At 55.8% G+C, this 14,734-nt stretch carries 14 protein-coding genes; 3 read left to right on the top strand and 11 right to left on the bottom strand.

The features are described from left to right. Positions 1 to 104: 104 nt before the first annotated feature. From LF599_RS07485 to LF599_RS07440, 10 genes are all read right to left on the bottom strand, one after another. Complete coding sequence (locus tag LF599_RS07485) at positions 105 to 1,139, bottom strand: hypothetical protein (protein ID WP_269943087.1); 1,035 nt, start codon at positions 1,137 to 1,139, stop codon at positions 105 to 107. A gap of 1 nt (position 1,140) precedes the next feature. After that, entirely contained in the window at positions 1,141 to 1,461 is a 321-nt protein-coding gene (locus LF599_RS07480; protein WP_269943086.1) for a hypothetical protein, read from the bottom strand. A 15-nt stretch (positions 1,462 to 1,476) separates the two neighbouring features. Further along, entirely contained in the window at positions 1,477 to 2,922 is a 1,446-nt protein-coding gene (locus LF599_RS07475) for a phage portal protein (RefSeq protein WP_279522860.1), read from the bottom strand. A gap of 245 nt (positions 2,923 to 3,167) precedes the next feature. Then, positions 3,168 to 3,359, bottom strand: a complete 192-nt coding sequence (locus LF599_RS07470; RefSeq protein WP_269943083.1) for a hypothetical protein — start codon at positions 3,357 to 3,359, stop codon at positions 3,168 to 3,170. Between the two features lie 74 nt (positions 3,360 to 3,433). Next, the gene (locus tag LF599_RS07465) at positions 3,434 to 4,792 is read right to left on the bottom strand and encodes a PBSX family phage terminase large subunit (RefSeq protein ID WP_279522859.1); all 1,359 of its coding nucleotides are present in this window, start codon (positions 4,790 to 4,792) and stop codon (positions 3,434 to 3,436) included. Further along, positions 4,789 to 5,337, bottom strand: a complete 549-nt coding sequence (locus tag LF599_RS07460) for a hypothetical protein (RefSeq protein WP_279522858.1) — start codon at positions 5,335 to 5,337, stop codon at positions 4,789 to 4,791. Before LF599_RS07460 ends, LF599_RS07465 begins: the two co-directional genes overlap by 4 nt. A 399-nt stretch (positions 5,338 to 5,736) precedes the next feature. After that, complete coding sequence (locus tag LF599_RS07455) at positions 5,737 to 6,321, bottom strand: hypothetical protein (protein ID WP_279522857.1); 585 nt, start codon at positions 6,319 to 6,321, stop codon at positions 5,737 to 5,739. Positions 6,322 to 7,240: 919 nt separating this feature from the next. Next, positions 7,241 to 8,866, bottom strand: a complete 1,626-nt coding sequence (locus LF599_RS07450) for an AlwI family type II restriction endonuclease (protein WP_279522856.1) — start codon at positions 8,864 to 8,866, stop codon at positions 7,241 to 7,243. A gap of 62 nt (positions 8,867 to 8,928) precedes the next feature. Beyond that, the gene (locus LF599_RS07445; protein ID WP_279522855.1) at positions 8,929 to 10,827 is read right to left on the bottom strand and encodes a Dam family site-specific DNA-(adenine-N6)-methyltransferase; all 1,899 of its coding nucleotides are present in this window, start codon (positions 10,825 to 10,827) and stop codon (positions 8,929 to 8,931) included. Between the two features lie 83 nt (positions 10,828 to 10,910). Beyond that, positions 10,911 to 11,435 carry a RuvC family protein gene (locus LF599_RS07440; protein ID WP_279522854.1) on the bottom strand — a complete coding sequence of 175 codons (525 nt, stop codon included), beginning with the start codon at positions 11,433 to 11,435 and terminating at the stop codon, positions 10,911 to 10,913. A 36-nt stretch (positions 11,436 to 11,471) separates the two neighbouring features. Here LF599_RS07440 and LF599_RS07435 point away from each other — a divergent pair, with 36 nt between their 5' ends. Continuing rightward, positions 11,472 to 11,915 carry a hypothetical protein gene (locus LF599_RS07435; RefSeq protein WP_279522853.1) on the top strand — a complete coding sequence of 148 codons (444 nt, stop codon included), beginning with the start codon at positions 11,472 to 11,474 and terminating at the stop codon, positions 11,913 to 11,915. A 12-nt stretch (positions 11,916 to 11,927) separates the two neighbouring features. Here the strand turns inward: LF599_RS07435 and LF599_RS07430 are convergent, their stop codons facing one another. Next, a complete protein-coding gene (locus tag LF599_RS07430; RefSeq protein WP_279522852.1) occupies positions 11,928 to 12,629 on the bottom strand; it encodes a hypothetical protein in 702 nt (233 codons plus the stop codon). A gap of 282 nt (positions 12,630 to 12,911) precedes the next feature. Here LF599_RS07430 and LF599_RS07425 point away from each other — a divergent pair, with 282 nt between their 5' ends. Then, on the top strand, positions 12,912 to 13,115 hold the full coding sequence (locus LF599_RS07425; RefSeq protein ID WP_279522851.1) for a hypothetical protein: 204 nt from the start codon (positions 12,912 to 12,914) through the stop codon (positions 13,113 to 13,115). Between the two features lie 270 nt (positions 13,116 to 13,385). Continuing rightward, positions 13,386 to 14,669: a hypothetical protein gene (locus tag LF599_RS07420; protein WP_279522850.1), complete on the top strand. Its 1,284-nt coding sequence runs from the start codon at positions 13,386 to 13,388 to the stop codon at positions 14,667 to 14,669. Positions 14,670 to 14,734 lie beyond the last annotated feature (65 nt).

The following is a 14,734-nucleotide window of genomic DNA, read 5'->3' as shown; positions in this document are numbered from 1 at the left end:
AAAAAGAGGCCGAAAAGGAAACAAATGACAAAAAAGCCCCGGAACTCGTCAGCTCCTGGGCAAATATTGGAAGGCCAGGTGGCCTTGTTGGTCTTGTTGTTGGACTAGATTGCCGCCGCGTCATAGACGGCTATTTTGGTCCGGATGTCAGACAGTGTCGCATCAGAGTTGACAGCAACGACTTTCAATCGCATCCCGTCGGGATGATCGTTGAAATCGACCGTGATGGCGTCAGCAGGATAGATACCCCACACTCCTGGCGTCCCCATCATGCTTCCGTCGTCGGAAGCGAGGACGTTTCCAAGCTCGTCCTGGAGCTGCATCGTAACAGTACCAGTCGGTGCGCCCACCGCAAACACATCTGCTTGTACGTAGATTGACTCTCTTGTCCACGTCTCTGCTATTGCGAGCACCTGTCCGGCTACCGGGCTTCCGGAGACGAACGCGTCTGCCTCGTCGATGGCAGGTGTAGACACGTATGGCGATACAGTCAGGCCGACGGCGTGTACGAATACCGTCCCGATCGAATCTGTAGACGGCAGCCTGGATGCCCATTCTGCATCGTCTCCGGTACGCGAAAACTTGACCGTTCTGCTGCCAAAATCAATGTCCATCGCTGCGAACTTCCGAATTGTCGCAGGAACGACTATTACTATCTCGTCTGTCGGCTGAACGTATTCGGGGTCATCCCAGTCGTACGTCTGAATGATCAACATCTCAACGCCGTCGAGGTAGTCGTCGGTCAGCGTCACCGGGCCGCTTTCGTAAGCGACGTTCAGTGTTTTCGTGCGCCCAGCGTTGGAACTCGCGACAACCGAAATACCCTCCGGGCCGAGGTAGACGAGGCTATTTCCGCCGTCCATCACTGCCGCCACGGCGAGGCCGTCGGATACGGTGACCCTGTGGTCAGCGTCGTTGTCGACGAGGAAAGTCCGGCCCTCGAGATGTGGGACGGTCACGACGGTGTTCGCCACGGTCCCGTAGCACCTGATCGTCCCGATACCCTCGAGTTGAGCCTCTGTTAGCGTGACAGCGCCGGCGGCAAGATTGACGGACAAGACAGCACCCTGCCCGTCAGCCACGGCGTCGCCGCCGCCGGAAGAAGCGGTTGCCGGTGAAGGATAGTTGAAACCGATCATCCTACTTCCTCCAGTCGAGGCTGATCCGGCACCCGGTCTCGGAGATCAGGTTCAGCTCGTCGGCCCCGGAAACGTCGACGATATAGTCGTTGTAAGTGGACCCGGTGCCGTCGGCAACGTCGCCGGAAGCGGTTGCCGTGGCATCAACGTTGACCCACACGTCGATATTTTTGCCGCCAAGGACGACGGATTTCGCACCGTCGGGGACCGACACGACACTTTCAACACCGGCAGCCAGAGTCAGGTTGTCGATCTTGTTGCCCCGGTTCAAGCCCGGCAGCGGCATCCGTGCGCTATCGCACATGAACCTGATATTTTTCATTCTTTTTTCCCTTTTTTATTCGATTTCCGGCATTTCGGCGGATGTTGCGGCCTCGACCTCGGCTTCCATTGCGGAGCGGTCGGCCTTGGGCAATGCGTCGGCCATCAGCTTTTTCTGCAGGGCGGCCCGGAAGCTCTTGGATTCGACCAGGAGCAGGAGTTCGGTGTACTCGTCGATACGGGCGGCCATGGTCTGAACGTCGAAATCCTCGGGCCAATCGGTTGCATAGTTGGCGGTCGACACGCCGTTGTAGTTGCCGACGATCTCGATGATCGTTTTTTCGGCGACTTCGAGCGTGTCGGCGATTGCGGCGCAACGCTTGTTGGCCGCATGGAAGTCGTAGGCCTTGGCGACGCCGGACTCGACACCGGCCTTTTCCGTGGCCTGGCCGCCGAGGCCGAGGTTCGAGAAGACGGACTTGCGGAGGCTTTCCAGGACTTCCCTGATCGGGCCGATATTGGCGGCGTCCCACACCAAGTAGCGGGGGCCGTCGGAGGCCTGGGCATCGTAAATGAATGCCGATTCCTGGGACAGTTGCAAGTAGCTCCGGAGCCTTGCGTCGACCTCGTTGACCAGCTCTGTATCGGTCGGGTCGGCGACGACGAGGTTTGCGGCGACGTCAGTTGCCGGGATCGTCGGGATGGGCATCGCAGTGGCTGCGATAGATCTCATCAGTTGCGACCACAAGTTCACGATCGCCGCATCTTTGTCGGCAACGCCGTCGAGCAGTGACAGCCCCTTGTACGGCGTGACCCTGGTACCGCCGTGGAATACTGGGACGACAGGGACACGACCGGCTTTGTGTTTGCCTGACATATCCATGCCGCTCTCGTCGGCCATGCGTTCGCCCTGGTCGTCGAACAGCATCCATGCGTCTTTCGTCCATAGCCGGTAGCGGACGTTCGTGTCGCCAGTGGCGGTCAGCGGGTCGCCAACGTCACGGTAATATTCCCGGATCATGGCCCACAACATCGTGCCGGCTTCGTCGTATGCGACGTCAACAACGTCGAGCGGCGAGACGACATAAGCATAAGTCCGGAGGTCGGGGTCGTAGTGACCCTTCAAGTTTTTCGCCTGATCGACGATGATGTACGAGACGCCCATCACCGCCGCCTTGTACCCGGCCGACAAGAGAAAACTGGTCAGGTCCTGGCCGTCCAGGTCTGCGCTTTTCACGAACCGCTTCACGACTTCCGGCACCCCTTTGTCTTCCCTCGCCGGACCGTCCTGCTTCAAGTATCCCCAAACCGTATCCAACAGGATCCGGCACAGGTTGTCACGCCAAACCAGCCTCTTTCGGACGGCGTACGTCTCGTCGCTTTCGCCGACGAGCTTCTCGAGAACGTCCATCGCAAAGACCTTCGAGTCGTCGAACACGGCCGAGTGCAGGAACTCCCACCTCGGAGCCGTGAGCAGGTAGTCCGGATGGCGGCGGTCGATGATATTTTTCAAGTCGCTCATGCGGCTTCCTTCCTTTTTTTCTTTTGCCTCTAAGACGAAAAGTGCGGGGGCGGCGAGGAGTGGCGCCGCCCCCGGTGGGGGACACTGTGTCAAGGAGACAAGGATGTGGTGGTGTCCCCGGTCTCCGGGGAGGAGACGGTGGATTGCGGTCGGTAAGCCGCTGCGGTCACCCCGCCGAGCCCAGGAGGCTCTGGCTGTGGCGGGGAAAAGTTGGCCGGGTGATCAGGTCCGGCCGGTCAGAGTGATTATTTCCGGAGCTTGTCCAGCTCTTCCGCCGCTTCTTTAGCGGCGTGGGAAATCGCATTGGATGCGCCGGTCGCAACGTCGTCAACAGCGTCGGCGACGGTTTCGGCGATCTTGTCGCGCTCCGTGAACACGAAGAAAGCGACGCCGACGACCAGGGCAATGGCCACGAGGGCTATGATGAGGTAGTCCATGATTGGTCTCCAAATGATTGAAAAAGATGAAAAAGGAAAGCCGCTAAAAGAAGCGGCCTGGTGGCATTGGTTCGTTATGCGACGGCCGTGCCGGATGCGCCGACGATCGCCGCACGCTTGTTCGAGCCGAAGCCGGTCGAGAAGAAGTAGCGTTCCGCATCAAGGCAGTGGTCGTCACCGCCGATCGGAACCGGGGTCAACTTCTTGTCGTCCCACGAATACGCCAGTTTCTCGCGTATCATGTTCGGGCAACGGCGCTTGTCGTAGTAGATCTGGTTCTGCGTGTGCAGATCCGAGACGAACTCGATACCGGCCAGGATACTGTCAGGCCCCTTCGCCGCCGCTTTGGCCGGAAGGCCACGGCGTTGAAGTTCAGTGATAAAGGCCGTGCCGCCGCCGCCCGGGTCCACGGCGATAAACCGTGGCCGGATACCGGCCAAGAACTTGACCATCTCGTCGGCCATGTCCGAATGCGTTTTGCGCTTGATCCCGTTCTCCGGGTCCGGCCTGAAGTAGAACTCCCGGAGGCAGTAAAACGACGTTTTCCTGTGGTCGTGATGATCGTAGCCGTAAAGCGTGAACACCAATGCGTCGTCGCCGCCGGCGTAGTCGCATCCGACCGCATAGTAGCGGAACGGCTGCCTGTTCGGCTTGTCGGCCAGACGCTGTTTGACGATGCGGTCCATGTCGACGACATGAACGTCCTCGTCGAAAGTGCTGTAGACCAGCCCCTCGGCCAATGCCCACAACCCGTCCACGTACCGTTTCCGGAACACGCCGGACGGGTATTTCCTTTTGATGGCCAGGATCTCGGACTCTGGCAGACCGGGATTGTCTTCCAACCGGAACCTGACTTCCAGGGCGTTGATCGCTTGGTCGACGAACTCCTTCTTGATGAAGTTCGACGGCGCTCCAGGGTTGCAGTTCAGCCAGTGCCTCGCCCGAGGTTCCATTATGCACCTGCCTATTGCCTGGTCCACGAAGTTCTTCGGAAGAAGCGCCGCCTCGTCGAGAAACGTCGATGCGGCAGTGAAGCCCTGGAGAACGTCCTGGCTTCGTTCATGCGGTGCGCCGAGGCACCGAAATACCTGATCGGCCGCCGTCAGGAGGCCTTTGGACTGGTTGTACGTCGCCCTGTAACCGAGAAGTTTCAGCCCGTAAGCGAGGTAAGGAAGGACGTTCTGCTCGAGCGCCCCCTTGGTCTGGGCGGCGACGATATGGTTCGTCTTCGAACCACGGAACGTCTCCATGACCCAGGACGTATACCCTATAGACAGCCCCAAAGACTTCCCGGTCCTGATAGCGCCAACTGCCAAGATGTACTTGTGCCAGCGGAGCTTTTCCGTCGTCCACCAGTTCTGCAGGACCAGTTGTTTCGGGGAGAACCGGTCGACAGTGACACTTGCCGGCAGGATTGCCTTCGGCCCGGTCATTCTATCACCGTGTTCTCGCCTTCGACGACCTCCACGTCGTCGAGCAGGAGGGCGACTTCCCCGTTTTGCGCGGAAATCCTGATGGCGTTGATCGTGCGACGATAGCTTTCGTCGTCGTTCCCGCCGCCCATGGCGTTGACGATTTCCAGGATTTCCTTGGCCGTTGTAACGACAACAGAACGTTGCCCGACCGACATTTGCGGCCCTTCGGCCATGACCGTGTTCTCGTTGTCCTGGGCGACCTTCTCGATCGTCCGCAGGGCGCTGTTTCGCACCCTGACACAGAACTCGGCCGTGTCGGCGATGACCGCCTCCATCACCCTTTCCGTCACCGCCCTTTGCGCAGCTTCCCTGTCTTTCTTCCAGCCTTCGTCCCTTGCCCGACGACTGATCGTCGAGGTACTCAGGCCATATTCAGCCGCAAGGGTGGCGTACGAGGGATACGAGATGGCCGTGCCTTCAGAACCGGCGACACCGAGGACGTATTTCGTCCTGATCTCCGTCCAGTCGGTCTGTTTGCGACCGGCTCCGTTCTGCTTTGCCATCTGTTCACATCCGTTTCCCATGCGATTGAAATAAAAGAAAAAAAGGAAGCAACAATGGCTTCCGTGAGCCTTTTTGGGGGCATTTCGCCGGGGCGATTTCCCCGAGCCCCATACTTACTTATTCGCCTCGGCGGCAGGTTCGAGAAACTTGCGGGACAAAAAAAGTTGAAAAAGATGAAAATTGGGGGGGAGGGAGGTGGAGGTTGGTGCGGGGGCTGGGGCGGCGATGCGGAGGCGATGATGTCGGCGACGGGGCAGAGGCGGGAAATGGGCCTGGGAGGTGTGAGGATGGACGGAGGCGGTCAGGTGCGGGTTGTGGCCGACACGGGCCACGGGCAATAGAAAAGGCCCCCGGAGGGGCCTTCATTCGTCGGCTCTGGTGCCGACTGGGTGGTGTGGCTAGTCGTCGATCTTGTCGTTGATCCAGTCCTCAACCAAGCCACCAATATTCTCCGCGGTGTTCGCAAGCTCGTGCCGAAATTCGACGGCGGCGTTTATCATTGCTGCCGCATCATCGACGAAGGTCGGGGAAGCCGGGTCAAGACTGTCGAAGTCGGGAGCGATCTCGGTGATGCTCTCAGCGTCCCAGCATTCGTTGTTGCACAACGCATATTCGCACACTTCTTTGCCGATACGCCATGCGATGTCGCGTGCTTTGCCGTCGCGGTCGTCCGCCCAGGCTTCCTTCATCTCCTCGAGATCCTCGCTGTCGATTTCATCGAGGTCTGACTCGATGACAGGATCGTTGACACACGCGACATGAAAGTGCTCGTCGCAGTTTCCCGGGACGCATCCCTGCGGTGCGCTCAAAAGTTCAACTGTGCCGTCGGCGAGGTTGAAGTAAAGATACTGTTCGTGAAAGTGTATCTGTCCGTAATTGTTTCCGGCATACGCACGATCACCAGGTTCGTGATTGATCTTTTCGACGATTGCCTTGACAAGCTCTTCTGCAATGATTTCCGTTCCGTTAATCTCGTTCCTCATTCTCATTCTCCTTGTTTTGAAGGCGGTCATCGCCGCCGTTGATAGTGTGAATATTTCACACTGCCAACACAAAAGTCAAGTTTTTATGGCGCCCAAAGCAATATTTTCTTGATTTAGAAAAACCAGTGAGCGCCATGGCATTTTACTGATTCCAAGCACTTTTTGGCTGATGAAAGAGAAGAAAAAGGCCCCCATCAGGGGGCCAAAAATCGAGATATGCCTCGCTCTCGGGTGGTGTTCCCTGACGGGTGGTGTTCCCGCTTGTGAGCAACGTTGGTTCGGACGCCCCGAGCCACGCGGGGATCCTGGGCGGAACTTCCGCCCGATCAAATCACGGAGCAGGTCGGGTCGCGTGTGTGACGCGGCTCCGTGGTGCGCCCGATGTACTCGTACGGTCTTCCATTGTAGACCGTGACGATTTTCTTTGTATCGAAATACGGCACTGTGACGGCCGTGAAGCCCATCAAATAATGCCGCGTTGCCACACGCAACGCAAGCAAGCGCAATGGGGACGGTGATGTTCCGCTCCGCCATGCGATCACGAGCGTGCTCCGTTATGCGCACGTCGATGTCATGCCTCCTCCGGCAGGTACAAACCTATCCTTCTTTTCCTGGAATCATACCATCCAGGGAAGGCAGATCGCCACTCGCAGAGCCGATTTTCCGGCGAAAAAGGAACTTTAAAAAAAGAAAAAAAGAAGAAAAGGAGGCCAAAGGATCGGCCCCCCTTCACTCGGTTTTCTTATTCACCCGTCACTTGAGGGCGTGGGGGGAAACAAGATTATTCACATGCCCGACGTCGGCGATCATAGACATGGTGGATCGGCTGGTGAAAAGGAGAGGAAAGGAAAAAAGAAAGAAAAGAAGCCGCCCCCTTCTCTCGTGTGCGGCTTCCGGGCGGGGGAAACGGATTGAATAGCTATTGCTTGAGGGATAAGGCCGTCTTCGAGGCCAGGTCCGACACCTTTTTCTTCCATTGCGGAGCAGAGTCGTTGCTGTACATTCGGCAGTCTCGCATCAGGTCTTTAAGCTTTGGCAGGATGACAGACGGCCTGTCGGAAGCCGCATCCCATATAGCCTTGAAATCGTCGAGGGTCATCGGCACGATCTGTAGCCCGATTTTCCTGTCGTCCTTCAAATACCACTCACCAAGCCGGAAAGAGTTGGCAGTGTTGGTGTCAATGTTGACGGCGAGGAACAAACCGAAGACAAGTTTGGATCCGTCAAAGTCTTCCGCATATTTTGCCACATGCCTTCTGACAGGTTCTCCCTCGGCGGCCTCTTGCCTGGAAGAAGACGTAAGGGTGACCTCGACCACGACAACCATGTCGTCAAACTCGAAGACGATATCCGGCCCGTTTCCAGGAGCAGTGCCGACAGGGAGAAAATCTTGGTCAATCTTGAACCGACGGGCATCCCATGGTTTGTTGACCAAGGAGTCGATTGCAAGGAAGACACGCCAGATTATCCACTCGAAATATGCCGGAGCTTCACCGTTCGGAATAGAGATCGTGTCGCCACTGCTCAGCGTCTTCGTCTTCTTCTTGCCGACCAAAAGCCCTATGTACTCGGAAATCTCCTCGCCCATGATCGCTTGGGCGGCAGCGTATTCCTCTTCCCGTATCCTTGCCAAAGCGTCTTCGATCTCGTGCCTGACGACGGCAATGTCCTGTGGTGTATCAAGGGATTTGGCCGCAAGGTCGAAAGCGACACCCTTCTCCTTCAGCCTTTCCACGAGATCGTAGAGCACTGCCAAGGCGCTGTCTTTCTCGTCGATCGGAAGCGGTGCGCCGGCGCAAAGAGTCTTGTACCGATCAAGCGGACTTTCGGGAATGGCTGTATACTGGATAAGCCTATCAACCAAGACCCGCTTATCAGGGACGAGAACTATTCCACGCCCCTTCCGATTGACCAGTCCAGTCGCCTTCAGGTAGCGGATGTTGGTGTCGGCATAATCGGCGAACGTGCCATATTTCTTGCCAAACCGCTTCGACAGAGCTTCGGTTTGCTCCCTGTAAAAATCCTTTTTTCTTTCTGCCGCATCCCGCTTCTTTCTGAACTCGATGATCTCGCTGGCGATTTCTGATGGCGTTTTACCGCCAGGGAGGAGCTGAATGAACAAGGCAACTTCGATGAAGCTCAGGGAACTGTCTCCAACAGCCTTGTCAAGTTCGGCCATAATAGCCACGGTGTGGCGGAGAGGGGAAAAAAGCCTATCGCCATCGGCAATGTACATGGCCGCCAGGGAACGCAGGTAGCATTCCTGCCAACCGGCAACGCTTTCGGTTTCGACCAAGCGTCTTCCGTTCTCCGTGATCATCCCGGGAGTACCAAGCTGGTCTTGGAGGACTTCCTCGTCACCCTTCAACTTCGGATAGATGAACCCAAGCTTGTCAAGGGCGCTTCTCCACTTCCTACTTGCGCTATATGTCTCGTCCTTCCCAAGCCGAACAACGCCGCATTCGCCAAGGAGATCCCTGAATGCGATCTCCTGTTCTTTTCCGTATAGGTTTCCCTGCAACGGCGATGAGGCCAATGCGATCAACCCATCACGAAGACGAAACGGACTCCGAACGCTGGTGTTTCCGAAATGCCAAAGTCCCATAGCTAGTACCCAACGAAAATATACTCTTTAACCGTGTTGTTGTTGTCTCCGACCTTGTGTCCCTGTGTCCCAAAAGAATACTTGTAGTCAACAGCTATCACTTCGACATGACGCTTATACTTGGACATAAGCTCGACCATCTCGTCCAGTGTTGGAAGCGAGTTTGACGAATACGAAACAACTTGGATGCTGTCCCTGAACTTCTTGAAAAGCTTATCAAAGGCATCATATGCCCCATTCCTTGTAGAAAATGGGGTCGGGTAGCTTTTGAACTTCTTCGTTTTTGTATGCCACTGCATTTCAACGTCTTGCCAATCACAGGCAATGCCTTCTGCAAAATGGTAGCGCCGGACGTATTCGTTGTCGGAATGCTGGCTGAAATATGGTGGATCCATGTAAACAAGGTCTGGCTTGTTGCGAACCATCATTGCATCGCCACGGACAGCCCTGTTTTCCTGGCCGTTGTCGAAGACTGCATCATTATAGGCCTGGACAGCCTCAAGAAACTGGTCCTCAAAACTCATTCGGAGGTCTTTCCTGCCGTCGTCATGCCGGTATCCGACATACGTGAAAATCCCCCTTGGCCTCTTCTTGAAACACGCACGGCAAAGTGCGGCGGTGGCGATGGAGCGTTGATAGGGGTTTCTCACCCCCTTGATATTTGCCCTGATGTTGTCGATCAGCTCGTTTTCTTTGTCCGTGAAATACAGCCCATGGAATGTGTCCTGGACGAAGCTGTCGCTTTTACCGTTTGGAACAAGAAGCGAAATGGCCACGTCTTCGGGCAACGTCACCGAGTTGTTCTCGACCAAGGCCTTTGTGTAGGTAGAGCACAACGCCATATAGTCGTTGCTAACGACCTGCTTCCCTTCAGCCTTCATCATGTAGCTGACAACCCCGGATCCCGAAAACAGGTCGAGGACTGTCTTGCAGTCAAACTGTCTGATGATATCCCGGATATGGGGCAGGAGTTTCGTCTTCGACCCCATATATCTTGTTGTCGGATACATCTCCGCTTGGCCGGAGACCGGCTTCGGGACCGAATGCAGGGAGAACCTCCTCCGTGGCTTCACCGTCACAACCACGTCTTCCCCGGTTCTCTTCCTTCCTTTGCTACTGATATTTCGTCTTGTTTGAAACACGTCGACTTTATATTTCCCATAAAGGTCGTGGACCAGCGGGTGGTTGGAGTTGGTCAGCACGACATGGCACCCCAAGTCACGGAGACGGCCAACCTCCTCGGCCAATTCCCGATGGTCCTCTTCGTAAAACTGTTCTTTCGTGTAGCGCTTGAAATCGCTATATTCGGAAATGGGCAGATAAGGGGGATCCAGAAAAACAAAGTCTCCCCTCTTCGCATTCTCCCGCAAAACATCCTTGTAGTCTCCACACACGATCGTCTTCCCACGAAGAACAATGGAGGCTTGGCGAAGACTGGCCACGTCGCAAATGTTCGGATTGGCGTAGTTGCCAAATGGGACGTTGAACCCGCCTTTCTTGTTGACCCTGTAAAGGCCGTTGTAGCAGGTGCGGTTCAAGAAAACCGTTCTTGCCGCCGCCTGGACTGGGGTGAGCAACCGCCAGTCCTGCGCCCTTGTTTCGTAAAACAGAGTCTTGCTGTTCTTGAACGGCCTCAGGGCCAAGATCAGCTCGTCAACCTGATCGGCAACAACACGATACAGGTTGACCAACTCGGGATTGGAGTCGGCTATCACAGCGTTGGCCGGGGCCATTGAAAAGAACAAGGCACCACCACCGAAAAAAGGCTCGATGTATTTTCCATATGCAGGGGGAACAAGCGGGACGAGGATGTCCAGCATCTGCGACTTCCCACCAGCCCACTTCAAGATGGGTTTTGCGGATTGCCCACCATCAATATCAACAGCAACTCCGTTTGCCATCACATCTCCAGATTTTGTCTTTTGACAGGTATGCTCACGTCAAGGACATGATGTCAATCAAATATTCAACACACTTAAATCAATCACTTCTTGCAAATCGCAGACGAGCTAGAGGCCCAAGCAAGATATGCGGCGGCGGCATCTGCGGCGTGTTCCATCCTACATTTTGCATTCGGCCACGGTGCGCTTGGCCACCGCTTCCTCGCCGCATCCATCATCTCGTCTTTTTCGCCTTTTCCCGCACCGAGAAATGCGATTTTGCCGTCCCTCGGCCTGGTCGTGTGTAGCGTCAGCCCCGCCCCGGCACATGTCCCGATCACGGCCCCGGCAGCCAATCTCATAGCCTGGACGGCGTTCATGCTTTTTGACCCTTCCAATGGCATCTCGGCGACTACCTCCGTCGGAGAAAATCTGCTGATGAGGGAAAGGAGTTCGGACGACAACTCACGGGCGGCTGCCTCCAGGGAGATGTACTTTGCAGCGCCCTTCGGCGGCTTGGTTTGCACGGTCCCACAAGCAACGATCTCGTCACCGTCGAACACGCACCATCCGAGATTTTTCAGAGCCACGTCCAGGGCCAAAACATGCCCTTCTTCTACTTGTTTCAACTATCACTTTTCCAGTGCCTCCTGGAGTTAATTCGCATGTTCCTTTGCCTTTCCGGGGGCGACAAGCCCCCGGCATTTCCTGCGTATGCAAGCTTTTTTATTTTCCCTTTTATTTCCTTTTCATTTGATTTCCTTTATTTTTTTATATCCTTTCGCCGCCCCCAAATGGGCGGTGTTCCTTTGCCTTTTGCCGCCAAGGAATTCGGCGGCGGTCAGAAAAGCGAAGCCTGGCGCGGACTCGAGATTTCTTGGCCACGTCGGCCGGAAGCGGTCTTGTCGGCTTTCGCAATCCGCTCATATTCGGCAGGACCGGTCTTGATACCGCCAAGCGGGATGACCAGCTCCTCGAACCCGTCGACAGCCGATTTCGGTGTCGGCATCGACCGGCGGCACGGCTTGAGATGGGCGCATCGTGCGCAGATTGCGTTGTTGGCGTTGCAGATCGCCGAGGCGAAACAGCCGGGGCGGTTGTTGTTGTGATTGTGATTGTAGCTATGCGGCACGGCAGACCTCCATGTGGTTGGTGACGGTGATCGGGGCGGTGCGGAGATTGGCGGAGGAAGAAGACTTGGCGGAAGCAGGTGACTGGCCGGACAAGACAGCGCGGACACGAGCCATGGCGATCGACACGATCAAGGGGCGCAGGTTGTAAACAGCGCAGATCACGTCGCATGGTGTCATCGACACGCTGATGCTGTGTTGCGCCTCGTATGCTGATGTTGCAGCACGTACCTCCGGCGACGGGGCGGCGAGTTCGACGAGGACAAGCTGGGCGACGGGATCACCGTTTAGCCGGCGCACCATGTCGCCCAATGCGGCCTCGATCTCTGCGGAGGCCATGGCGGCGGCGTGGGTATCTGCGGTATCGTCCGGAACCTCGTATTCCGTATCGCCCCCGCCGGCGGACATCGAGTCGAGCGACACGTAGCGGTTTGCGTCGCGGCGGTATTCATCGACGAGTTGCATGGACCGGTTGCGAAGAAAGGCATCCGCCCAGGTATTCTGCGCGGCAATTTTCGCATCGTATTTGTGGCGGTTAAGCCAGAGGAATTCCATAAAATCTGCGGCGATCTCGTCTCCGTCCTGCGCTGATCCGCATTTTTCAAGCATCGTCGCCCTTGTCCTCCTGACAGCGACGGCAATCGTCGGCTCGAGCAATCCCCAATCAAGTTCCACTCCGATCTTGTCAGCCATATCAACTCCTGCGTCCTTTTTGTTTGCCGCCCACACTCGGAGTCTACGACGCCGGAAAATCGGATTGCAACTTTTTTGGCCGTGAAATGCGAGAAATATCGAGATATTACGGCTAAAATGGACGAAATCGCGCCGCCGGGGCCGCCGCCGCGCCGCCCCCACTCTAAAACAGTGGTTCCCCCGAAGGGGGAACTGGATTGACGATTTCGAGGCTGACTTAGATTTTTTTGGGTGGCTGATGAAAAAGGAATGTGGGCGCTTCGGTTTTTTCGAGAATTGGGCATGGTTTCCATTCTGACGGGTTCTTTGTTGTTTTTATGGGGACGTGTTCACGATGAACCGCCAAATGTCCGTGGCGGCCTGTTTTTTGGACGATTTGACGGCGTTGATGAACTATTCAGAGTTGCGCATCGCCACTTCTTCCTTTCATTAGCAATGCAAACCACAACGACGACCGCTTCTCGTCGTTGTGTAAATTGGTTGTAAATTAAGAGTTTGTAAGGGGTGCGGAAACCGTTGCGCCCCAAGGGGTTTCAGCCAAAGTTTTGCATTGAACCACATAAAAACTTGGGTTATTTTGCATTGAACCACATAAATTTTGCATTGAACCACATAAAATACCTGGTTTTTTGCATTGAACCACATAAAATATTGAAAAAATGTGGTCACGATGTCAAACTGCCCCTTGACTCTGTTCATTTTGCGGTGATAGAAGTGAAGCAGGAGGCACACAGAAAAACAAACGGAGTATCAAAGATGAAGAATGAAGAATCCACATCAACCAGCCTCCAGATCGACCCAGCAAAGGTCGTCGTAAAAGAGCTTCGGTATCTCGCCGAGCTGCACCCAAATAGCAACAACGCCATGTCATCCGGCGACCTCGAACTCCAGACGTTTTTTCGCGACGACACTCGGTATACACACCGGACAGTCGACGACAAGCTTCCGCTCCCGACAGATGCCCCTGTTTACTATTACGTACTCGGTGTATTGCAGAAGGCTCGTATGGACGACCCGTCAACCAGGATCGTAGTCGTGAACGTCAGGGACATAGTTGACGGTATAGGGTTGACAAGGGCGAAGAGCAGCTACGAGGGAGTCCGAGCGGCAATCCGAAGGTACGGCCGTCTCAACATAGGCATTTTGCGCCCGGGCCAAGCAGAGGAAACGGAGTTCCGGCTGTTTGGATACAGCCCGGTAGGCAAGGCTTCGTACCGCCTCGACTTCTCCCAAGATTATATCGACGAGATCGAAAACGACACAACAAAGACGCACTACCTCGCTCTTCGCCATATCCTTCCGCTCGGAGGCCTTGCAACGTCGCTGTATGCGCTGATGCAGTCGTTCCTCTTTCACGGGCAACTTAAGATACGGTCACGCACGTTCTGCCGGATGTGGCTCGGCGAGGAACGGGGAAACGAAATACCTGTCAGCCGTGCATTTTCGGCATACGTCAAACCTCGCCTTGCGGAGATCAAGGAAAAGACAGGGTGGGAAATAACGGCAACAAAGGTCGGCAGAGCAGACAAAGCCATGTACGTTTTCGATACAGCCGCGGTGCCGAACGCATTCGACGTTGCAAAAGGAGAAGGATCTAACAAGACCGCCGTTGATACTCCGAAGCCCAAGGCTCCGAAGGCGACACAGAAGCGCAACGGATCGCTTGACCCATCGGTCATCGAAGCCCTCCCGGAGTCCGTCCGCCAGGACCGCGGGGTAGCTTCCCACCTGTCCGGCCTGTCTGTCGACGACGCAATCGCCGTCATCAACTACGTGCGCAAGCGCAATAGGAAAGGATTCCCGCAGTTCCTTAACGGAATTGCAAAGAACAAGGATATCTGTTTGTTTGCGAAAGAGTTGCGTAAAGAAGCAAAGGCTTCGGGCGTGGCGGACGGATTCACAGCTGATGAAATATCTACCTTCTCTAGGCTGTGGAAGTTCTTCTGCAACGACGGCGACGAGGCGATCAGGGGGTACTGCGAACAGGACGGCCTAGACTACGACCGCCTCATGGAGTGGGTCGCCGCAACCCAGGGCTAACCGCACCACCAATCCCCACCTCGCCTACCACCGACCACAGACCACAAGAAAGCCCCCGCCAGGGG

The organism is Pseudodesulfovibrio thermohalotolerans, assembly GCF_021353295.2.
Classification (GTDB): domain Bacteria; phylum Desulfobacterota; class Desulfovibrionia; order Desulfovibrionales; family Desulfovibrionaceae; genus Pseudodesulfovibrio; species Pseudodesulfovibrio thermohalotolerans.
The sequence above is the reverse complement of the archived record's forward strand: the minus strand, read 5'-3'. Positions and strand labels throughout refer to the sequence as shown.